Genomic DNA, 23,959 nt, shown 5'->3' with positions numbered 1-23,959 from the left:
ATGAAAAAAAATAATCCAATTGTAAAATCGATAAATAACTTTTTAATTAAAGTTGAAGGTGATTTTAATTACGAACAAAATCAATTTTTTAAAATCAATAAAGATCTTTATGGTTTTTTACTTTCTGCAAGTCAAGATAGAGCTGATTTAATTATTTCTAATCCTAACACTAAAATTGAGTTAAATAAAGAAATAGAACCTATTTTATTTGACAAAATAGAAACAAATAGTGGTTTTTTTGGAAAAATAATTAATATAAAAGGTGAAATTTTAAATAAAAATTATAAAGAAAATAACAATATTATTTCTTTTGGAAAATCTGAAATTTTTAAAACTGCAAGAGGAATTAATGAAAGAAAAAAAATAAATCAACCTTTATTTACAGGATATTTTGGAATTGATTTATTTACTCCAATAGGAAGAGGTCAAAGACAACTAATTGTTGGTGATCGAAAAACGGGAAAAACCCATTTAACTCTCTCTTCCATTATCAACAATTGCTCTGATAATAACATAAGATTTATTTATGCTTCCATTGGACAAAAAAATAGTTCTATTTCAGAAATTTATGAAATTTTAAAAAATAATGGTTGCTTAGATAAAAGTATCATTATACACGCTGAATCAGATAATTCTTATGATCAATTTTTATTACCATATGTTGCAATGGCTCATGCTGAAAATTTATCTAAAAATAATTTTGATGTTATTTTAATATTAGATGATTTAACTAAGCACGCAAATATTTATAGGGAAATTTCTTTATTATTGAATAAACCAGCAGGTAGAGAAGCATTTCCTGGAGATGTCTTTTTTACTCATTCTAAATTATTAGAAAGAGGTGGAAATTTTAAAGATGAAGGTTCTATAACTGTTTTTCCTATTGTGGAAACAAATTCTGGCGATATTACTTCTTTTATATCTTCCAATATAATTTCAATTACCGATGGGCAAATTGTAATAAGTAGTGAACTATTTAATTCAGGAATTATTCCGGCTATAAATTATCCAATTTCTGTTTCTAGAACAGGAAGTTCAGTTCAAAATAAACAAGTTTCTGAATTATCAAAAGAGTTGACTAAAGTCTATAATAACTATATAAAAAATCACAATCTTAATGATATTAAATTTAATCTTTCAGATACCTTTACTAAAACTTTAAATCAAGGTAAAAATATTGAAAAAATATTAACTCAAAAAGGTTTTAATAATTATCTAAACACAGGGGAAATTATTTTATTTTCAAAACTAGTAATTTGAAACATTTTAGATGCTAATGAAGACAATCAAGACTTATTTGAATTTATTTTCAGTTTTTTACAAAAAAACAAATGAGCTAATAAAATTTATAATAAACTCATTTGTTCAGAATTTGTAGATGAATTTCATTTTAAAAATTTTATAATTAATGCAATTAATGATTTTTACAATTATAAAGGAATAACAAAGAAAATTAGTCAAGAAATAAATTTTAAAAAAATAAATGAAAATGAAATGAAAGAGTATTTAGGTGAATAAAATGAATGGAAAAATTTCAAAAATTTTAACAGATGCAGTAGAAATTCAATTTGATATTGAAAACGATTTTTCAAATAATAATCTAGAAATTGGAAAAATAATTAGTGATTTAAAAGAAGAAAATATTTTACTTGTTGAAAAAATAATTTCCAATTCTGTTGTTAGAACAATTATCATTCACAATCCAACTAAGTTATTTATTAATCAAGAAGTTATATTGCAAGATAAAAAACTCCAAGTTCCTGTAGGTTTAAAAACTAAAGGAAACATTTTTAATATTAAAGGAGAGTCTTTAAATCAACCTAAATCAAAATTCAAAATGATAGATTTGGATTCAACAATTACAAAAGTTAAATTTGAAACTAAAAACAAGTTATTTTTAGAAACAGGAGTAAAATGTATTGATTTTTTTATTCCTATTTTCAAAGGAACTAAACTTGGAATTTTAGGAGGAGCTGGAGTAGGGAAAACAGTTTTAATGAAAGAATTAATCTTTAACTTATCTTCACAAAAACTTAATAATAAATTGACTTCTATTTTTATAGGTTCTGGTGAAAGAACAAGAGAAGGTCAAGAATTACTAGATGAATTAAAAGAATCTAATTTACTGGAAAAATCTATAATTTTCATTTCACAAATGAATGAAACAGCTGGTTCAAGAAATAAAATAGTTCCTATGGGAATAACTGCAGCTGAATATTTAAGAGATGTTGAAAAAGAAGATGTTTTACTTTTTATTGATAATATTTATAGATTTATTCAAGCAGGTAATGAGTTATCTTCTTCACTTGGAAAAAAACCGTCAGCTGTAGGTTATCAACCAACACTAAATTCCGAAGTTTCTTATATTGAAGAAAGACTTAATGAAAATGAAAATGGTGGAATAACTTCTTTTCAAACAGTTTTTTTACCTATGGATGATATAAATGATCCAGGTTCCATTGCTGTTTTTAGTCATTTAGATTCTGTTTTAGTTTTATCAAGAGAAATAGCATCTAATGGTATCTTTCCAGCTTTTGATCCACTAAAATCTAATTCAAGTTTATTAACAATTGAAAATATTGGAAAAAGACATTTTGATGCACTTACAGAAACTAAAAAAATTCTTCAAAAATATGAAGAATTAAAAGATATTATCCTTATTTTAGGTTTAGAGCAACTGGATAATGAAAACTGAATAATAGCAAGAAAAGCTATGCAATTAATTAATTTTTTTAGTCAAAAATTAAGAACAGCAAGTAATTTTACAAAAGAAAAAGGAGAATTTATCTCTATTGAAAAAACTATTAGTTCAGTAGAAAAAATTGTTTCAGGAACTTATTTAAATATCCATCCAAAAGAGTTTTTATACATTAATTCAACAGAAGAAATTGATTTAAAATTAGAAAGGTTAAACTAAATATGATTTTAACTCAAATAATAGTAGGAATATTAGCTATTATTATTACGCCTTTTTCAACTGTTCCACAACTTTATAAAACTTTTAAAACTAAACACGTTGGTGTAGTGAGTTTTACAACTTTTTGAGTATTGTGATTAAGTTATATTTTTTGAATTTTTTATTCAATTTTTAAAAATGAAATTTCTATTTTCATTTTCATAGCTTCATTTGTAGATTTAAGTTTATTAAGTTTACTGATTGTATTATTTTACAAATATTCCAAAAAACTAAATTACATTTATATTGCCATTTTTCTGTCGTTTTCCTATATTTTAGTAATTATTTTAACTATTTTAAGTAGTCTTAAAATAATCTCATTCAATAACAATATAGTAAATTCAATTTTAATAAATGCTGCAAGTTTTTGCATTTCATTTGCATCATTGCCACAATTAATTAAAGGATTATTTTTCAAAAAAATGAAAGGGTTATCATTATTTTATAAATCACTTGTTTTAACTGTGGAAATTTTATGATTTACCTATTGATTAATTGCTGGATTGATTACAATTTATAATTTAGACGGTGGCATTGCTATAAGTATTACAGAAATGATTCAACTATTAATTTGATCCAGTTTTGCAATTATTACTAATTCATTAGTGATTTTGATGATTTTAATAAAAAATAAAAAACATAGCAAAAATGAACATATTTCAAACTAAATTGAGAAAAAATGATAAAATTTTTTATTATGAAAAAGATAGTACAAGTAAATATAGAAATCCCAAAAGGATCAAATATAAAATATGAATATGATAGAAAAACCAATCAAATTATAGTAGATAGAATTTTAAGAGATGGTTTTAGATATCCAGCTAATTATGGTTCTTTAAGAGAAGCGCTAGATTGAGACGGAGATGAATTAGACGTATTAGTTTATTCAGATGAATCATTTTTTAGTGGTTCTGTATTAAATGCAAGAATAATTGGAGCTATGAAAATGATTGATGATGGTGAAACAGATACAAAATTAATAGCTGTTCATGAAGATGATTACCGTTTAGATCACATTCAAAAATTAGAAGATTTACCAAAATGATGATTAAGAGAAGTAGAATTATTTTTTAGCACATACAAAAATTGAAAAAGATCAGGAATTACTTCTGTAAATGGTTTTGAAGGAATTGAATATGCTATTCAAGAATACAATGAATGTGTTGAATTAATGAATGAATATTCTCATTTACCAAAAGAAGAATTTATTAAATTAATGAAAGAAAAACATCCTGAAAAATACGAATAAAAGCACATTAAAAAACTTTGATGATAGTTTTTTAAATAATAAAGTAAAAATAATTGCAGGTTGCGATGAAGTTGGTCGTGGTTGTGTAGCAGGACCAGTTGTTGCAACCTGTGTTATTTTAAAAACTGAATTTGATAGCAATCAAATAACTGATTCTAAAAAAATTCCTAAAAACAAACATAAAGAACTTGTAGACTTAATTATAGAAAATTCATTAGAATATCACACAATTTTTATAGACTCTCAAACAATAGATGAAATTAACATTTTAAACGCAACAAAAGAAGCAATGAAAAAGTCAATTGAAAAATTTAACACAAAAATTGATTTAGTTTTAACTGATTTTGTTAAAATTGATTCTAATATCAATCAAGAAAATATTACCAAAGGTGATTCTAAATCGTTATCAATTGCTGCTGCTTCTTTAATTGCTAAATATACGCGAGATTCCTTTATGAAAGAAATTTCCAAAGATTTTCCAGTATATAATTTTAGTCAAAATTCAGGTTATTTAACAAAAGAACACAAAGAAGCATTAAAAAAATTTGGTTTTTGTTCAATTCATCGAAAAAGTTTTGAACCTATCAAAAGTATGCACAACAAAATAAAAATTTTTAAATAATTTCATTTTGTTGTGTTAAAATTTAAATATAGACAAAAAATAAATAATATTTTAGAAAGGTATTATGGAAAAAATAACTGTTGTTATATCTGATCCAATTGGATTACACGCAAGACCAGCTTCAAAAATTGTTTCTGTTTCTTCAAAATTCAAATCAGATATTAAAATCATTACATCTGCAGCTTCTGCAAACGCTAAATCAATTATGAATATTATGTCTTTAGCTATTAAACAAGGACAAGAAATTTCAATTGAAGCAGAAGGTGAAGATGAAAAAGAAGCTATGGAAGCTTTAAAAACTACAATGGTCGAAAATAATTTAATCTAAAAATTGTTTTTGTAATTATAATTAACAAATTAGTTAAAAATAGACTAATTTGTTTTTTATTTTCATAAAAAAATTATATAATTTTATTACTACAAAAGATTAAAAACAAGGGGGAAATATGTCTAAAAAAATTACAGGGATAGGAGCTTCAAATGGTATTTCAATTGCAAAAATATTCAAAATTGAAGAGCAAAAAATTGAATTAACAAATTCAAAAATTGAAAATGTTGAAGCAGAATTAAATCTTTTTAATATAGCAATAAATAAAACTATAAAACAAATAGAATCAATTAAAGAAAAAGCATCTAAAACACTAAACGAAGAAGAAGTTGCTGTTTTTGATGCTCATATACAAGTAGCAAATGATCCAGCAATTATGGAAGAAGTGCAAAACTTAATTAAAAATGAAAAATTGAATGCAGCTTTTGCGACAGAAAATGTAACTAAAAAATTTATTGAAATGTTTTCAAATTTCGATGATCCATATATGAAAGAAAGAGCAGCAGACATTAAAGATGTTGCTACAAGAATTATTAAAAATATTTTAGGTATTGAAATTGTTGATTTATCAGCAATCAACGAAGAAACTATTATTGTAGCAGAAGATTTAACACCATCAGATACTGCACAATTAAATAAGAAATTTGTAAAAGGATTTTTAACTAATATTGGTGGTAGAACCTCTCACTCTGCAATTATGGCTAGAAGTCTAGAAATTCCGGCAATTTTAGGTTTAGGAAATATTACAGAAATAGTAAAAAATAAAGATGTTGTAGCAATGAATGGTGAAAAAGGTGTTGTTATTATAAACCCATCATTAGAAGAAATAAAAGAATTCGAATTAGAATTTAAAAAATTTATGGAAAATAAAAAGGAATTAGAAAACTTTTTAACTAAAAAATCTTTATCAAAAGATGGTAGAGAAGTTACTCTAGCAACTAATATCGGTTCAGTTCAAGATACAGAAGGAGCATTGAAATATAACTCCGATGCTATTGGATTATTTAGAAGTGAATTTCTATATATGGATGCAGAAAATTGACCTTCTGAAGAAGAACAATTTAACTCTTACAAAGCAGTTTTAGAAAAAATGCAAGGAAAACAAGTGGTTGTAAGAACTCTTGATATTGGTGGGGATAAAACTTTAAAATACTTTAAATTCCCTGAAGAAATGAATCCATTTTTAGGTTACAGAGCGATTAGACTTTCTCTTGATAAACAAGAAACTTTTATAACACAATTAAGAGCTTTAATTAGAGCTTCTTATTACGGAAATTTAGCAATTATGTTCCCTATGATTGCAACAGTTGATGAATTTAAACAAGCAAAAGAAATCTACTTAAAAGTGTTGGAACAAGTTAAAGCAGAAGGTCATAAAGTATCTGACAAAATAGAAGTAGGAATGATGGTAGAAATACCAGCAGCAGCAGTTTTAAGTGAACAATTTTGTAAATATGCAGATTTTGTTTCAATAGGAACAAATGATTTAATGCAATACACCATGGCTGCTGATAGAATGAATGAAAAAGTTTCTTACTTATACCAACCATTAAATCCTTCAATTTTAAAATTAATTAAAATGACAATTGATGGAGCACACAAAGCCGGTAAATGAGCAGGAATGTGTGGAGAAATGGCTGGAGATTTAAATGCAATTCCTTTATTATTAGGAATGGGTCTTGATGAATTTTCAATGTCAGCAACAAGTTTATTAGAAGCAAAAAAATTAATTTCTAAAATAGATTATAAAAAAGCTCATGCTTTATCACATCAAGCAATTAAATGTGATACAGAAGAAGAAGTAAGATTATTACTTGAAACATTTAAAAAAGAAAATGAAATCATATAAAAAATATTCTGATATTCCAGAAAAATATCGTTTCGATTTAGAAAGTCTTCTTGAAAATAAAAAAATTGAAGTTATTATTCAAGAATATTGAATAAGTAAAAATGAAGAATTAAAATATAAAGATTCAAAATATGAAAATATTGAATCTTTTATTTATTTTAAAGAACTAGAAAATAAAAATGAGCTAAAATTAAACAAAATAATTAACTATTTATCTAATAAACTATCTATAAACTCTGTTGATCCAATCATAAGTAAAATTCAAGTAAAATTTGAAAATGATCTAGATGAATTTAATAAACAAAATGGTTCTGAAATAAACCGTTTATACAAAAATATTGACAAAATCAAAGAATGAATAAAGGATGAAAGACTAAAATCATTTAAATATGAGTTAACACAAATTTTAGATTTCCAAAAACACAAATTAAGCGATGAAATCGAAAATTTTCTTTTAGACATCAATAAAGCAAATCCTGATTTTTCTGAAATTTTTCAAGTTTTAAGTGATGTTGAAACTGATTTAGGTTATGGAACAACTTCTAAAAACAAAAAAATTAAAATTACTCACAGTAATTATTCTTTATTAATGAAAAACAAAGACAGAAATTTAAGAAAAACTGCTTTTAATAGTTATCTTAATTCTTATTTTAAAAATAAAAACACTTATGCAAAACTTTTAATCCAGCATTTTTCAAGAATTTCTACTTTTGCTCTTAAAAGAAAATACAATTCTTCCGTAGAATCCTTTATAAGTGAAGATTATATTGAAGAAAATATGCTCCAAACTCTCTTTAATAATGTTAAAAAATTAAAACCATTATTAAAGAAATTTCAAAAATATGATTCTTTATTTTTTAAAGCTAAATTCAACCAAAAGAAAGAATATTACGACTCATTTGTTGATTTAGTTGATAAAAAAGAAATATATTCAGTAGAAGAAGCACAAGAAATTTATAAAAAATCTTTAAGCATAATGGGACAAGAATATAACGATGTTTCTCAAAAAGCTTTTAATGAAAGATGAATTGATTATATGAATTGTGATGGAAAAACTTCTGGTGCATATTCAATTAGTAATGCTTATGGTTTAGATAAGATATTTATCTCAATGAATTGAGATTACACTTTAGAGTCTGTTTTAACTCTTGCTCATGAAATGGGACATTCAATGCACACATATTACTCCAATAAAAATCAAGATCAAAACAATGCAGAATATCCTATTTTATTAGCTGAAATTGCATCAATATTTAATGAATTAGTAGTTAGTGACTATTTAAAAGAAAATGCTAAAAATAATTTAGCAAAATTACAAATATTAAGAAAAAACATTCAAGATTTTATCTCTACTGTTGTTAAACAAACCTTTTGATCAAATTATGAGTATCACGTTTATAATGCAATAGACAAAAATCAAGAAATTTCCACATTTGATGATTTATCAAAAATTTATTCTAACACTTATAAAGAATATTTTGCTTCTGGTTTTAAAAATGAAAAAAGCTTAATTTTTGCAACAATTGTTCCTCATTTTTATTTAGATTTCTATGTTTATAAATATGCAATTGGTTTTTTAGTTGCAAATTATTTCTTTAATGATTACAAAATTAATGGACCAAAATCATTAGAAAATTATATTCATAATTTCTTATCAGCAGGTGGAAAAGATAAACCATCTATAATTCTACAAGAAGCTGGAATCAATCTAAAAAATGATGATTTATACATTAATAGTTTTCAAATTTTAAGCAAAAATATTGAAGAATACATAAAATTAGGTAAAAAAATCTTTAAAGTATCATAAAAATTAAGGTTTTTTTGCATTTTTATTATATAATTAAACATATATTAATTTAACAAAAATTTAGTAATTATAAAGATTGTAAAGGATAAAATGAAAAAACATAAATTATTAAAGCCTATTTTAGCACTAAGCACAGTTTCTGCTTCAGTTATTACTTTGATTTCTTGTTCAGACAAAAAAGAAGAAAAAAACTTTTTATATGTAAGTCAAACTAATTTATTTTCTACTTCAGCAGAATTTAACTTTGAATCAAAAAATACAGATTTAAATTTTGATGAATCTAAATATAAGTATAAATTTGAATACAAAAAAGAAGCAGATGCAGATTTCAGTACTTTAGCTAACGAAGATTTTAGAGTAGTAGAAGGTTATAAAAATAAAGCAATAGTTACATTAAAAAACTTAGAACCAGAAACCAATTATTTATTTAAATTTTCAAGAGCTACTAAAACTGGAGAAAATTCATATAGTGAATTTCAACAAGTAGAATTAAGCACAGAAAATGAAAATAAACTCTATGCATTCACAACAACCAAAACTCCAGATATTTCAAGTGGTGACTTTATTTTAACACCAAATAAAACAGCTACATCTACACAAGTATCATTAACTTTTAGTAAACCTGAACAAATAAAAGATAAGAAAGTTTGAGTTGTATTAAGTGAAATTTCATTAGGTTCTACAGGTTATAAACAAACAAAAGAAATAGAAACTAAATCACAATTTTATTCAGATACTTCAAAACCTTTAACTTTTGAATTTGATAAATTACAAGGTCAAAAAACTTATTTAATTTCAGATTTATTAGTTAGTGAACAAAACGAAAGTGATAAATCAAAAGCGACTAAATTATCTTTTGAATCAGAAAGTTTAATTAAGCAATTAACCACTACATCACGTTTAATTAGTGCTCAAAGAGTTGCTTCAAGTGAAGTTGAAAATAGTGATCAAGTTAAAAAACCATTTACAATCGCTTCTAATGTTACATCTATTGAAAATGGTTCAACTTATAAATTAACCATTAGAGAATATGATAGAACATCAGGTAAATTTAAATTAGTTAAAAAAGAAGGTAGTGAGCAAGAAAATTATGTTGAATACACTTCAAGCGTTAGAGCAAGTGAAAACAATTTAAATCGTTTCTTATTTGTATTTAACGATATCCCAGAAAAAGGAAAATCCTATATAATTGTTAAATTTGTTAAAGTAACAACAGATAATAAAGAAGAACCTTTAACAATTTTCAGAAATGCTAATAACACTATTATTGAAGACGTATTTATCAACTAAAATAAAAAATTCAAGTTTAATTACTTGAATTTTAATTTACTAAATTTACAGCAACATTGCCATTTTCCTGATTAATATCACTAATTTCCACTTCTACAACTTGATTGATATTAATTTGATTTTCTTGATATTTAGAAGAATGTAAGAAAACATCATCTTTTAATCCTATCTCAATAAAAGCACCAAATTCAGTAATGTTTCTAATTATTCCTTTAAAAATCATACCTTTTTCTAACTCATCTTTATTAACTATATTATTTCTTAAAATAGGATCATCTAAGTCATCTCTAAAATCACGAAGAGGATTAGAAAGATTTTCTAGAATTAATTTTATTTCAAAATATTCTAAATTTAATTTAATTTTAATATTATTAATTTCTTGTTCATTATTTAGATCTTTGAATTTATCATAATTAAAAATAGATAAACCATATAATTCCATAATTTTATATGCTTTTTGATACATATCAGGGTGAATTGAAGTTTTATCTAAAAATTCACTTGATTCATTAACTCTTAAAAAACCAGCAGCTTGTTCAAAAATCTTCTCATTAATTCCAGAAATTTTTAAAATTTCTTGTCTAGAGTTAATTTTTTTATTTTTTTCAATATAAGAAACAATATTTTTAGCTGTTTTGAGGTTTAATCCAGAAATATGCACAAGTAAATCAACAGAAGCAGTATTTATATCTACACCAACACTATTAACACACTGAGAAATTGCAAAATCAACTTTCTCATTTAAAAGTTTAACTGGTATATCGTGTTGATACTGCCCTACACCAATACTTTTTGCTTCAATTTTTATTAATTCAGATAAAGGATCAATATTTCTTCTTGCAATGCTTATTGCTGATCTTTGCTCTACAGATAAATCTGGAAATTCTTTTATTCCGGCTTTAGATGCAGAATAAACAGATGCCCCAGCTTCAGAAGTTATAATAAATTTTATTTCTAAAGAATGTTTTGTTATTAACTTTGAAATAAAGTTGATGCTTTCTCAACTTGCAGTTCCGTTTCCAACTGCGATCAAATCTACCTTAAAATCCTTTATTAATTGCAATATTTTATTTTCTGCTTCAACTAAATCTTGATTATTTTTTGGTTTAGTTGGATAAATAACATCAATTGATAAAACTTTGTTATTAGCATCTACTACAGCTAATTTGCAACCACTTACAAAACCTGGATCTCAACCTAAAATAATTTTATTTTTAATAGGTTTTTGTAATAAAAGTTTTGTTAAATTTTTAGCAAAAATATTTGCACTTGTTTCTTGTGATTTTAATAATAATTCGGAATACACTTGATTTTCAACACTCGGAATCAAAAGTCTTTTAAGTCCGCTTTTAACAGCTTCTTCAATATATTGTTTTCCTTCTCATTCCACTTTTTTAGTGTATTTATTAACTATGAATTCAGTTATAAAATCATTTTTGTATTCAAAAGAATTAGTAATAACTTTCTTTTCTGTAGCTCTATCTATTGCCATTATTTGGTAACTTAAAAGATATTTAATTGGTTTATTAAAACTGTAATAAATTTGATATTTATTTTCTATATCATTTTCTCTATTTTTAAGTTTAGTTACTATTTTGGAATATTTATAAATTAAATCTACTCATTTTTGTCTTATTTCAACATCATTATTTACAATATCAGCAATTATGTCTTTAGCACCTTCAATTACATCTGTAACATTATTAACTTCTTTTTGAGGGTTTATATATTTTTCTGCTTCTTTAGTAAAATTAACTTTTCTATTTAAAGATAATAAAAAGGTTGCAAATCCCTTTAATCCTTTGCTTATAGCAATATTTGCTTTTGTTTTTTTACCTGTTGAGTATGGTTTATAAAGATTTTCTAACTCCACCATTTTTTCGCATTTTAATATACTTTCTTTTAATTGGTCGGTTAAAATTTCTTTTTCAGTTAAGGTTTTTATAATACTTTCTTTTCTTGCTTCAAGTTTTAAATTGTAGTTATATAAATCGTATATTTCTTTTATTTCAACTTCATCTAAACCGTTTGTATAATCTTTACGATATCTAGAAATAAAAGCAATGGTATTTTCCTGTTCAAGAAGTTCAAGAACTCTTTTTATATATTTAGAGTCAATATTTAGTTTTTTTTCTAATTGATTAATAATTTTTTCGTTCATTTTTTCCTTAGTTAAACTCAATTACAAAGTAATGTTTTTTTCCTTTTTTTATTAAAATAAATTTTCCATCAAAAAGGGAAAAATCTATATTTTCGTCTTCGCTCATAATCTTTTTATCATTAAATATTAAAGCTCCCTGTGCAATAAATTCTCTCATTTCCCTTTTAGAATTAAAAATTTTAGTCTCAATCAATAAATCAGAAATAGTCTTATCTTTAGTTTGTAAGAAAAAAGGAATTGAATTTCTTAATTGATTTATATGTTCAATTGTCAATTCTTTAAAATCACCTTTATTAAAGAGAATATTAGTTATTTTAACAGCATTATTTGCTTCAGTTTCGCCATGAATATTTTTTACAACTTCAAAAGCTAAAGTTTTTTGAGCTAATTTGAATGATTTATTTTCATTGTGCTTTTGAATTACTTCTTCAAGTTGTTCCAAACTTAAAAAAGTTAATCATTTTAAAAATTTTTCGACTTCTAAATCATCAGAAGCAAGTAAAAATTGATATAAACTATAAGCAGAAGTTAATTCAGGTTTTAACCATAATGATCCACCACCAGTAGATTTTCCAAATTTTTTATTGTTTTTATCAGTAAGTAAATTTGTAGTTATTCCAAAGGCATTGTTGTTATCTCCAAAAGCTTTTCTAATAACTTCTATCCCTGTTGTGATGTTTCCTCATTGATCAGATCCACCTAATTGTCCTTTAACATTGTAATTTTCATATAAATATTTAAAGTCTCATCCTTGAATTAATTGGTATGAAAATTCTGTAAAACTCAAACCGTTTTCTAATCTATCAGCAACTGAATCTTTTGAAATCATATAATTTATATTTAAATATTTACCAACTGTACTTAAAAAAGTTAGAATATTCATGTTTTGGTAAATTTCTAAATTATCAAAAACTTCTAAATTGAATTTTTTTAACTGATTAATTATTGATTCTTTATTTTTTTTAACTTCATCATCAGATAAAAGAACTCTATCTGATGATCTAAAGGAAGGATCTCCAATCATTCCTGTAGCTCCTCCTACCACCGCTAAGACTTTAACTCCTGCTTTTTGAAATCTTAAAAGGGTACAAATTTGAATATAGTTACCTAAATGTAAGGAAATTGCTGTTGGATCAAAACCAGCATAAATAAATTCATCGTCTTTCATATTAATGAATTTTTCTTCATTAGTAATATCTTTCAAAATACCACGTTTTTTCAAATCATCTACCAATTTTTTTTTCATTTTTCTCCTTTATTAATATTTTACAAAATAAAATAAACTAATATTTTAAAAATATTATATAATATTTTGTATGAAAATCGCAATTATAATAGATTCCGCTACAGGATTAAGTCAGAAAAAAGCAGAAGCAATGGATTTATATTTTTTACCACTTTACATTCAAGTGGATGAAAAAGAATTTGCTGATGGAATAGATTTAGAATCTGGTGAAATTTTAAAATATGTAAATCTTAAATCAAAAGTTTCTACTTCAGCAACTCCATTAGGTCTTGCACATGAACTTGTAGACAAAATTAAAGATAAATACGATAAAATCATTATTTATCCAATTAGTAAAGGTTTATCATCTCAATACTCTAACTTTAAAACTTCATTTAAAAATGAAGAAAAAGTTTATGTTGTTGAATCTAATAAAGTAACTCTTCTATCTATAATTGATATCATTAATTTTAAAAACAATATAAAAAATGGTGTTGATTTCAACTTAGCTGTTGCTAAATTAGAAGAGGATTTTGTTGGAAAATTTTTATTAATTCCTAAATACAATGATGCCTTAGTTAGAGGTGGAAGATTATCTCCTTCTGCTGCTTCAATTGCTAAATTATTAAAAATAGTTCCTGTAATAAAATTAGAAAATGGGATGTTGCAAAAAGAAGGTAAAGGAAGAATTTTTAGAAAAACTTTATTCAATTATTATAAAGAAAATTGAGATAATTTACCTAAAACTAAAGATACTAAAACTGTTATTATTCATTCTGGAAATAGTGAAATAGAAGAAATTAAACAAGAATTTGAAAATTATTCAAATTCTAAAATTGAACTTTTTGATATTCCTAATGTTATCGCTATCCACACTGGTTTAGAAGCTGTTGCTTTTGGAATCATTAATATTAGCGATGAATCATTGGATTTAATTAAAAATATTTTTGCTAAAAAGTAATAAAAAATGAAGTTCGTTGCTTCATTTTTCTTTATTTTTCCTTTATTTTAATGTCTTCTTCTTTTTCTTTTTTCTCTGCTGTGAGAAATATTATTAATTTTTTTATCTAAGAATTTTTCTTTTCTTTTTCCATTTTTAGATTCTTTTCTATACTTTTCTTTAATAATAACACTTGGTTCAGGATTTAGTTTAATTTCTCTTTTGTTGTTTTTAGTGTTTGCAATAAATTCAGCTAAAATTATAGCTAATTCTTCTGTATTAAAAGTTTCTAATAATTTATCTTTGATGTTTGTGTATTTTGCATATTTATTTTTTTCTAATATTAGTTCACATTCTTCAAATATTCTTTTTTCTCAAACAGATTTTAATTTTTCATCACTCGGAACAAGGATTTCTTCAATTTCAGAGTTAGTTTCATTTGCAATTCTTTCAATGTGTAAAATCTCATTATGTTTTACAAAAGATAAAGAATATCCGGTTCTACCAGCTCTTCCGGTTCTACCAATTCTATGTGTATAATATTCAATTTCCTGAGGTAAATCAAAATTAACAACTCACTCAACGTGATCTACATCAATCCCTCTTGCCATAACATCTGTTGCAACTAAAATTGAAATATCTTGTTTTCTGAATTTATCCATTACAAAATTTCTTTCTCTTTGTTGCATATCACCTTGAATACCAGATGCTTTAAAACCATATTCTCTTAATGCATCACTAAGTTCATCAACTCTTTTTTTAGTTCTTCCAAATATAACAACTGATTTAGGTTTATATAATTCAAGAAATTTTATTAAGTTATTTAATTTACTTGATTCTTTCATTAAAACATATTCTTGCTTTATTGTAGAACTTGTAGTTAAACCTTGTGAAATAGAAATTACTTTTGCATCAGTTGTAATCATTTCACTTAAATTCTTAGTTTTTTTATCAAATGTTGCTGTAAAAAAGAAATTTTGTCTTTGCTTTGGAATAAAGTTTAAAATTTCTTTAATTTCTTCGTAAAATCCTACTTTTAATAATTCATCAGCCTCATCTAAAGTAAAGGATTTTAAGGCAGAAAAATCTATATTTAACTTAAATTTTTCTCCTTTTAACAAATCAATTAATCTTCCTGGAGTTGAAATAATGATTTGTGGTTTTTCTTTTATTGCTTGTTTTTGTTTATCATATGAAATCCCACCTAAAATTAATGCATTTTTGATTGCAAAATTTTTAGTAAGACTTTCAAATGTTGTATAAATTTGTGTAGCTAATTCTCTTGTTGGAGCTAAAATTAAATGTTGTATACTTTTATTTTTTTCGTCTGTATTTTGAATTATTGGTATAGCAAAAGCTGCAGTTTTACCTGTTCCTGTTTGTGCCTGACCAATAATATCATTTCCCATTAATGCTAATTCTATAACAGCATCCTGTATTGGTGTTGGTTGATCATAACCCATTTCTTCTATTGCTGTTTCTAATTTATTTATTAAATTAAATTTTTTAAATCCCATTTTTTCCCTTTTTATATTATTTTTACAAGTGATTTTAATCACCTAATTTCCTTTATATTTAGTTTTCTATATTCGCCTTTTTTTAATCCAATATGACTGAGTCCAGCAAATTCAATTCTATTTAATGATTGAACTTTTAAATTGAAAATTTCAAATAATTTTTTAACATGGTGATAAGTCCCCACACTTAAAGTTACTAAATAAGATTTAGTATCTACTTGTTTTACTTCTTGTTTTGAATTTATCCCATCAATAAAGACATTATTTCCATTTAAAAAATCTAATTGCTGTTTTGTTAACGGTTCATTCAATCTAACTCTATAAATTCTTAATATATTATATTTTGGATGTAATAATCTTTGAGTTAATTCACCATCATTAGTTAAAAGAATTGTTCCGGTGGTATTATAATCTAATCTTCCAACAGGGAAAATAAACTTATTTTCCTGTATTAAATCAGTAATAACGGTTCTTTTTTGTGGATCATTTAATGAACAAATTACTTTTTCTGGTTTATTCATTATATAATAAACATTTTCTTGTTTAAAAAGCGGTATGCCATCTACCAAAATTTTATCTTTAAAACTTGCTTTATCACCTAAATTTGCAATTTTTCCGTTAATTGTAACTTTTTGTGCTTGAATTAATTCTTCTGCTTTTCGACGTGAAGCAATCCCTGCTTGTGATATGAGTTTTTGAACTCTTTCTATTTTCATAAACAAAATTATATATTATTTTCGTTTTTTATTAAATAAAAAATCAATCCTTGCAAAGGACTGATAATTTATTTTGAAAATATATCTTTGAATTTGTCTGGATATAAATAAGACATTTTTTTAATAATTTCATCAAAAGCAATTGGATTATAAGATAATTCTCTATTTTTTAAAAATGAATATTTTTGTGTATCAAAAATTAAAAAGTTGCTTGCACTTCAATTACCACCTTGTGCATCTAAACCAACTACTTTTGCATCACTATCATAGACTCCACTACCTGAAGAACCACTATATCAGTCATAATCTTGAACTTCACCTCATATAGCTGGTCTTATTGCATTAACACCACCTTGTGATGAATTTGAAAATTTTATAGGATTATTTCCTATTAAATATTCTCTATATCTTAATCCCGGATAACTATCACTATTTCCTAAAGCTTGAACTTTTGGTAATGTAGCCATATAAAAATTCAAATTGTTAAAGGAACTTAAATATAAAGATAAATCTGAAATTTCTAAAGGTTTTAGGTTTTTAAAATTTAAAAAGTGACGTATAGCATTTTTTTCTTTTTCATTTAGCAAGCGATTTTTATATTGATAATGATCTAAATCTTGATTTTCAAAAGTAGTAAATATTGGTTTAAAATCAACAATTGCTATAATAGCATCTAAATTATCATAAGTATTTCTATGGACTACTTCTCCATTATTGTTTTTAAAATCACCGTAATAATTTGCTACAGAATTACTAAAATCTAAAAATAAATCAAAAGTTATTCCTTGTTGATCTTGAGGGATTTCAAAATCGAATATATTTCCATCTGGTTGTAATTCAGGATGCTCTTTATTTATGTAAATAGGGAAATATTTATTTGTTTCTGGATTAGTAGATGGTCTTGCAATATTTGTAGAAGCTATTAATTGCGGGTGTTGAACAGTTATTCTTTCATATCCTTGTAAATTTTTATCGAGTGTTCCTATTCCGGATTTTCTGTTTGTATTTCAAACGTGGAAATTAACAAAAGCATAAAATCTATAATCGTTAGAATTGTCATTTACTTTTGCAAAAATATTTCACGTTCCATCAGCATCGGAATTTAAACTAAACACACGATTTCTTCCTTCTTCAATAGGTTTTACTGTATTTTCGCTGTATAAACGGCGAGAACGGTCGTTAGCATTAGGTGCATCTATTAATATATTTTTTCTAGACTCAGCATTAATTACCTTGTCTTCAGTTTTTAAATCATAAGTATTTTTATATCCTGTTGATGTGCTTAAAATAGAATTATTATCTATTTTTTGTTGTTGATGAAAAGATATTTTCTCATCTTTTTCACTTTCATTTTGTATTCAATTAACAAAAAACTCACTTCGATTTATAAAGGCAGAGCGATTATTTGAGTGATTATGAACTGATAAAATATTATTAAATTTAATTTGATTATTTTTAGTGTCTAAACTTAATTTTAATTTATTATTTTCTAAAGATAGACTAAACTTAATATTACTTTTAATTTTAGAAAAGATCTCTTGTTGAAATTCAGGATTTTCAGATACATAATCAAAAAGAAAATCAACATTTTCTAAAGTTTTATTTTCTTTAATATTTTTTAAAGATACAGGCACTCTAACTCTTGAATGAATATCATTAAACTCATTTGAATCTTTAAATTCTCTTGGATTTAAATCTAGTTCAAAAACAAATCAAAAAAGGACATTTTCTGCAGGAAAATCATTTGGAATAATAATTGAATTTAAATCTTCAATAATATAGGCATTATTTTTATTTTCATTAATTTTAAAAATAGAATCTTTTAAATATTCCCTTGTTTTAAATCAATGTATTTTTTGATTTATATTATTTTTTTGTAACTTAAAATCTGTATTTTTATTTTTTATTTTTCTATTTGGATATCTTTTTTCTAAATTATAAAAATCAAAATTATAATCTAATAAAGTATTAAAGTTTTCTACTGAAAAATTAATATTGGTTTTCTTATCAGTATTTTTTTGACTTTCTAAAAGCAAATCATGCTTTGCAATTTTTAAACCGTTGTTTATTTGTGAATTATTCTCTACTAGGTTTTCATTGTTGATAAATAATTGATTTTTTAATTTTTCTGAATTATTTCAATTAAAATTATAAGAAAAACTAATGTTTTTATTAGATACATCTTTTCTTGGTAGAAAATTTATAAAACTATGATTATTGACAATATCAATATATTTAAGTTTATATTTTATTTTTTCTTGAAAACCTGCGATTGAAAACTTACTTAATTCACTAAAAGGAATGTAGATTTTTTTAATAGAAGGAACAGAATTAGAAGCATCAAAATTTTCATCTTCATTTATTACAATTTCTGGATCAAAAGGAAAAGTTGGTTTCTTTTTCTTTTCTTTATAAACTTTTTTCTCAACTTCAAAATAAAAAACAAATATTTTGTCGCTTAAAACTGCTAATTGATTTTGACTTCAATTAAAAGAAGATGTTGCATATATTTCTTTAGAATTTTCATTTTTATAAATATCAAAATTTTCTATAGTTAAATCATTAAATAAAGTATTTTCCTTTATAAATTTATATTTAGATTGTAAATTGAAAGAAGATTTTTTATTGTTATTTATGATTAATTCAGTTACTATGAACTCATTTTGATAGTTACTTAATAGATTAGGATTAAAGCTCAATTTATTTCCGTTTATGTTTAAATCAATATATTTACTTCATTGATTATATTGATCAAAACTTTTTACTAAAACTTTAGCACTAGAAATGTTTTCAGAAGTGTTATTGATAATATTTAAATTTATTAAATTAGAAGAAACTTCAATTGAAGAAATGTCTATATTGGAAACTTCATTAGTTGTAATTGAAGTTTCTTTCTGTATTGGTTTAGTTACTGTGTTATTTAAATAAGAAAAGTATGAAGTGTAATAACTATTTTTGTTTAATAAACTATCTTTACTTATTTCTGAAAAATTAGTTGAATTATGCACATTAATTTCTGTATTTTGAATTAAATTAGCATTTTGAAGTGTAAAAATATTACCATAATTTTCTATTGATTTATTAACATCTTCTACATCAATTCCTTGTTCTGGTTCCTTTGGATTATTATTTGAAGTTTCTGTATCATTATTTTTTAATTTGACAACAAATTCCTTTGAAAAATTTGAATTATTATTAAATTTAATTCATTGATTATTAACTTCAACTTCAAAAAAATTAAATTCATAGGTTCCAGCTTCTATATTATTAATTATAAAATAATAATGATTATTTGATGAATTTAAACTAATTTCAGAAGAATAAATTTTATTATTATTTTCTTTATTTATAAAGGAAATTCTTGAATTTTTGTTTACAAAAGAATCTTTAACTTGATTTAATGTTATCTCAAAATTATTTGAAGTATTTTCTGTATTATTTTCTAAAATAATTTCTTTTTTAGCTATAGTTAACTCATTTACTTGATCAATTAAAAAGAATGTTTTAAAAGAAAAATTATTGCTGTTATCATTATTGGTAAATATAACATTGTCTTTATCATCTGTATTAAAAGTAATCTTTTTTATTCAATAATTTGTATTTTCTAATAAGTTATTTGCATTTACTTTTATTTTAATTTTGTTATTTTCTAAAAATTCATAACTTGCTTTATATGTTTGATTATTATTTAAAGTTACTTTAAAATTTTCATCTGTTTTAATACTATTTAAATTTTTACTATCGAAAATTAAACTGAATTCAGCAAAATTATAGTCCCTTCTTACAATTGAAAAAATTGAATTTTTAAAATCAAATTCAGGTTTTTCTTTAATTTTAATTTCATCTGATGGTTTTGTTTGGTGTAAGGTTTTAAAAGAAATTGTTTTATTCTTTAAAATATTTAAGTCATTTAAAAAAATTTCTGAAATTTGATATTCAGTATTGCTTTCTAATTTATTGAAAATAAAAGAAAATTGAAGTTTACTAGAATTTATTGGAAATTGTTTTAAATATCCGTTTTTAAATTTAAAACTTAAATTGTAGTTTTTATTTTGATCTAAATTTTCTATTTTTAAAGTCAAATTAATGCTATTTTCCTTTATATTTGAAATTTTATAATCTTTTAGTTCTTCTTTATTAATAGGTTTGTTTATTGTATCTGTATTACTTTCATTAGTTTGATTACATGAAACTATTAATATAGAAGTACTTGATAAAATGATTGGACTTATTGCTCAAATTTTCTTTTTCATAATTCTCCTCAAATATTTATATATTTTAATTATACATTTTCTTAATTAAAATGATTTAAAAATTAAAATAGTTATAAAAATTTTTTTATAAAATACAATTTAGTATAATTAATAATAAATAAATTATTAATTAAAGAGGTAAAAATGCTCAATATTATCCTATACCAACCTGAAATAAGTCCAAACACAGGAAATATAATAAGAACTTGTTTTGCTCTTGGAGCAAAATTACATATAATCAGACCCATAGCTTTTATTTTAGAACCAAAATGATTAAAAAGACCAGCAGCAGGTAAAAGACTAAGTGATATTAGACATGAAATTCATAATAATTATGAAGAATTTAATCAAAAATATAAAAATCAAAAAATTTATTACATAACAAGATATGGACAAAAAACATATAGTGATGTCAATTTTAAAGAAATTGATCAAAATGGTCAAGATATTTTTTTAATGTTCGGAACTGAATCTACAGGAATTCCTAAAAAAATATTACAAAAAGATTTACAATCTTGTTTAAGAATACCCATGGTTGCTGAAAACAGATCAATAAATCTAGCTAATTCTGTAATTCTTGTTGCATATGAAGTGATGAGACAATTAGACTTTAAAAACCTTTCTTTATTTGAAGTTCAAAAGGGAAAAGATTTTATTTCTAATGATAATTAATTCGCTAAAAAATCAAAAAATTATTGATTTAAACAAATTAAAAATAAAGAAATATAGAGATAAAAGTAACTTATATTTAATAGAAAATCCTAAAATAATAGAAGAAGCACTAAAACAAAATCTCATTGAAGAAATAGTAACTTCACAACAAGAAGTATATGAAAAATTTTCTACAAAATTAAAAATAAAATCTTTTTTAGTTACAGAAGAAATAATAAAAAAACTTTCTTTTACCGATACACCACAAAACATTATTGCTGTTTGCAAAAAAAATACTAATAATTATGATTTTTCTTCTAAAATTGTTATTTTAGATAATATACAAGATCCAGGTAATTTAGGGACCATTTTAAGAAATTGTCAAGCTTTTGGTTTTAAAGATATTATAGTAAAAGGTGTAGATATTTATAATGAAAAGGTTGTAAGATCATCCCAAGGAGCATTTTTCTATTTAAACATTATTCAAACAAATGATTTAGTTTTTTATTTAAATCAACTCAAAAATAAGTATTGAATTTATGGAACGGTGTTAAAAAAAGAAAGTGTAGAATTATCTAATATAAAGAAAAATAAAGAAAAAATAGCAATAATTTTTGGAAACGAAGGAAATGGAATAAGTTCTGAAATTCAAAATTTTATAAATGAAAATATTTATATAAAAATTGATTTTGAATCATTAAATGTAGCAATAGCAAATGGTATAATTTTAAATCACTTTAAGGAAAACAATGATTAAAAGAATTAAAGAAAAAATTTTAAATCAACAATTTGACATAGTTTTAAATGGATACAATCCAGAACAAGTTGATTGATTTTTAGATCAAATTAACGAAGAATTTGATAGTTTCATCGAAAATCAAAACAATCTTGAAACAGAAATTAATAATTTAAAAAATGAAAAAAATGAACTTCAAGAACAAATTGAAATACTTCAATTAGAAATTAATAATTTAAAAAATATTTCTGGAATTAGCGATAAAAAACCAAAAGAATAAAAGGAACTGCAATAGTTCCTTTTATTTTATTTATATAAGTTTGTCAAAAATATCTTCACCAGTTTCAACTAATTCTAAATCAAAATTTCTAGCTATAATATTTCCAGAAGTTCCCAAACCACTTAAAATTCCAAGATTTCTTTCTGAACCTTTAAATGATTTAGAAAAGATTGTTAGTGGTAATGCTTCTCTTGTGTGATTACTTCCTGGGAATGAAGGGTCATTACCGTGATCTGATGTAATTATTAATAAATCATCTTCATTCATTGCATTAATTAATTTTGTTAATTTTATATCAAATGAATTAATATTATGAGCATATCCTTCAAGATTTCTTCTGTGTCCATAGTGTGAATCAAATTCAACTAAATTAACAAAGATAAACTCATTTTCAGTATTTTTAGAAGCAATTTCAATTGCTACATCCATATTTTCGTTATCACTTGCTGGTGGAAATACTTCATCAATTCCTTGACCAACAAAAATATCATTAATTTTACCAACAGCAATTGTTTTTATACCTTTAGCTTGCAATTGATTTAAAATTGTTTGTTTTGGTGGCTTATTAGCATAATCATGACGATTAAAAGTTCTTGTAAATTCTCCATTTTCTCCAACATATGGTCTTGCTATTACTCTAGCAACATTTCATTCAGGATTAGAAGAACAGATTTCTCTTGCTGCTTTTGCATATCTATATAAATTTTCAAGTCCTGTATATTTTTCATGACCACAAATTTGTAATGTTGAATCAGGAGAAGTATAAACAATGATGTGACCTTTTTCAATTTCTTCATTTCCTAATTCAGCTAAAATTACTGTTCCACTAGCTTCCCTGTTTCCGATGATTTTTCTACCATCAAAAGCTTTTTCTAATTTGCTAATTAGTTCTTGTGGAAATCCTTTTTCCACAAATTGTGGATTAGGAACTTTAGTTTCAATTCCCATCATTTCTCAATGACCAGCCAAAGTGTCTTTAGCATTAGATTTTTCTACTATTCTTGCCATATATGCTAAATGATTTTTATTTTTTTTGCCATAATTATGAAGTTTAGTAATTTCTCCAATACCTAATTTTTTTCAAGTAGGAATTTCTAATAAATTACTTTCACTTACATGGAATAGAGTATCAGCACCTTGATCACCAAACTCTTTTTGTCTTCCATCATCACCAATTCCCAATGAATCAGTGACGATCATAAAAATTCTTTTAAATTTTTTTTGCATTTTTTTTCCTTTTATAAAAATTTTAAATTAACTTTACCTTTAAATTATATTACTATTTTGTTTTTTAAAATGAAAAAACACCATAATTTAAATGGTGGCTTAATTGTAAGATCAAGTGCACCACTTTAAAGTAAAATTTAAAGTATGGGACA

General features: G+C 23.9%; 19 protein-coding genes. 13 read left to right on the top strand and 6 right to left on the bottom strand.

What is annotated here, in order from left to right:
• From ACXX88_RS01800 to ACXX88_RS01760, 9 genes are all read left to right on the top strand, one after another.
• Positions 1-1,518 carry an MSC_0619 family F1-like ATPase alpha subunit gene (locus ACXX88_RS01800; RefSeq protein WP_458559407.1) on the top strand — a complete coding sequence of 506 codons (1,518 nt, stop codon included), beginning with the start codon at positions 1-3 and terminating at the stop codon, positions 1,516-1,518.
• A 1-nt stretch (position 1,519) separates the two neighbouring features.
• On the top strand, positions 1,520-2,917 hold the full coding sequence (locus ACXX88_RS01795; protein WP_458559406.1) for an MSC_0618 family F1-like ATPase beta subunit: 1,398 nt from the start codon (positions 1,520-1,522) through the stop codon (positions 2,915-2,917).
• A 2-nt stretch (positions 2,918-2,919) separates the two neighbouring features.
• Positions 2,920-3,624 carry a PQ-loop domain-containing transporter gene (locus ACXX88_RS01790; protein WP_436359154.1) on the top strand — a complete coding sequence of 235 codons (705 nt, stop codon included), beginning with the start codon at positions 2,920-2,922 and terminating at the stop codon, positions 3,622-3,624.
• Positions 3,625-3,653: 29 nt separating this feature from the next.
• A complete protein-coding gene (locus tag ACXX88_RS01785) occupies positions 3,654-4,205 on the top strand; it encodes an inorganic diphosphatase (RefSeq protein WP_436359153.1) in 552 nt (183 codons plus the stop codon).
• A complete protein-coding gene (locus ACXX88_RS01780) occupies positions 4,186-4,827 on the top strand; it encodes a ribonuclease HII (protein ID WP_436359216.1) in 642 nt (213 codons plus the stop codon). Before ACXX88_RS01785 ends, ACXX88_RS01780 begins: the two co-directional genes overlap by 20 nt.
• A gap of 64 nt (positions 4,828-4,891) precedes the next feature.
• Entirely contained in the window at positions 4,892-5,155 is a 264-nt protein-coding gene (locus ACXX88_RS01775; RefSeq protein ID WP_436359152.1) for an HPr family phosphocarrier protein, read from the top strand.
• A gap of 118 nt (positions 5,156-5,273) precedes the next feature.
• A complete protein-coding gene (ptsP, locus tag ACXX88_RS01770; protein ID WP_458559405.1) occupies positions 5,274-7,004 on the top strand; it encodes a phosphoenolpyruvate--protein phosphotransferase in 1,731 nt (576 codons plus the stop codon).
• Entirely contained in the window at positions 6,991-8,811 is a 1,821-nt protein-coding gene (pepF, locus tag ACXX88_RS01765; protein WP_458559404.1) for an oligoendopeptidase F, read from the top strand. The genes ptsP and pepF overlap by 14 nt, the downstream gene beginning before the upstream one ends.
• A gap of 90 nt (positions 8,812-8,901) precedes the next feature.
• Entirely contained in the window at positions 8,902-10,101 is a 1,200-nt protein-coding gene (locus ACXX88_RS01760; protein ID WP_458559403.1) for a hypothetical protein, read from the top strand.
• Positions 10,102-10,132: 31 nt separating this feature from the next.
• Here the strand turns inward: ACXX88_RS01760 and ACXX88_RS01755 are convergent, their stop codons facing one another.
• Positions 10,133-12,262, bottom strand: coding sequence for a Tex-like N-terminal domain-containing protein (locus tag ACXX88_RS01755; RefSeq protein ID WP_458559402.1), 2,130 nt, complete (start codon positions 12,260-12,262; stop codon positions 10,133-10,135).
• Between the two features lie 7 nt (positions 12,263-12,269).
• Positions 12,270-13,508: a tyrosine--tRNA ligase gene (tyrS, locus tag ACXX88_RS01750; RefSeq protein WP_436359147.1), complete on the bottom strand. Its 1,239-nt coding sequence runs from the start codon at positions 13,506-13,508 to the stop codon at positions 12,270-12,272.
• 70 nt (positions 13,509-13,578) lie between these two features.
• On the opposite strand from tyrS, the gene ACXX88_RS01745 reads away from it, so the two are divergent.
• Positions 13,579-14,448, top strand: coding sequence for a DegV family protein (locus ACXX88_RS01745; protein ID WP_458557667.1), 870 nt, complete (start codon positions 13,579-13,581; stop codon positions 14,446-14,448).
• A 47-nt stretch (positions 14,449-14,495) separates the two neighbouring features.
• On the opposite strand, the gene ACXX88_RS01740 is transcribed toward ACXX88_RS01745, so the two are convergent.
• The 3 genes from ACXX88_RS01740 to ACXX88_RS01730 all read right to left on the bottom strand — a co-directional run bounded on the left by ACXX88_RS01740 (position 14,496) and on the right by ACXX88_RS01730 (position 20,913).
• Entirely contained in the window at positions 14,496-15,944 is a 1,449-nt protein-coding gene (locus tag ACXX88_RS01740; RefSeq protein ID WP_458557668.1) for a DEAD/DEAH box helicase, read from the bottom strand.
• Positions 15,945-15,955: 11 nt separating this feature from the next.
• Positions 15,956-16,660 carry a pseudouridine synthase gene (locus ACXX88_RS01735; RefSeq protein ID WP_436359142.1) on the bottom strand — a complete coding sequence of 235 codons (705 nt, stop codon included), beginning with the start codon at positions 16,658-16,660 and terminating at the stop codon, positions 15,956-15,958.
• A 68-nt stretch (positions 16,661-16,728) separates the two neighbouring features.
• Entirely contained in the window at positions 16,729-20,913 is a 4,185-nt protein-coding gene (locus ACXX88_RS01730) for a hypothetical protein (RefSeq protein WP_458559401.1), read from the bottom strand.
• A 144-nt stretch (positions 20,914-21,057) separates the two neighbouring features.
• Here ACXX88_RS01730 and ACXX88_RS01725 point away from each other — a divergent pair, with 144 nt between their 5' ends.
• From ACXX88_RS01725 to ACXX88_RS01715, 3 genes are read left to right on the top strand one after another with little or no spacing between them, the layout of a single operon-like run.
• Complete coding sequence (locus ACXX88_RS01725) at positions 21,058-21,585, top strand: tRNA (cytidine(34)-2'-O)-methyltransferase (RefSeq protein WP_436359140.1); 528 nt, start codon at positions 21,058-21,060, stop codon at positions 21,583-21,585.
• On the top strand, positions 21,575-22,321 hold the full coding sequence (locus ACXX88_RS01720; protein WP_436359139.1) for a TrmH family RNA methyltransferase: 747 nt from the start codon (positions 21,575-21,577) through the stop codon (positions 22,319-22,321). The genes ACXX88_RS01725 and ACXX88_RS01720 overlap by 11 nt, the downstream gene beginning before the upstream one ends.
• Positions 22,314-22,580 (top strand): DivIVA domain-containing protein, encoded by a 267-nt coding sequence (locus ACXX88_RS01715; protein ID WP_436359137.1) that lies wholly within the window; start codon positions 22,314-22,316, stop codon positions 22,578-22,580. The genes ACXX88_RS01720 and ACXX88_RS01715 overlap by 8 nt, the downstream gene beginning before the upstream one ends.
• A gap of 30 nt (positions 22,581-22,610) precedes the next feature.
• On the opposite strand, the gene ACXX88_RS01710 is transcribed toward ACXX88_RS01715, so the two are convergent.
• Positions 22,611-23,807, bottom strand: a complete 1,197-nt coding sequence (locus tag ACXX88_RS01710) for a phosphopentomutase (RefSeq protein ID WP_436359133.1) — start codon at positions 23,805-23,807, stop codon at positions 22,611-22,613.
• Positions 23,808-23,959: the final 152 nt, after the last annotated feature.

Source organism: Mycoplasma sp. 5370 (assembly GCF_054343435.1).
The sequence above is the reverse complement of the archived record's forward strand: the minus strand, read 5'-3'. Positions and strand labels throughout refer to the sequence as shown.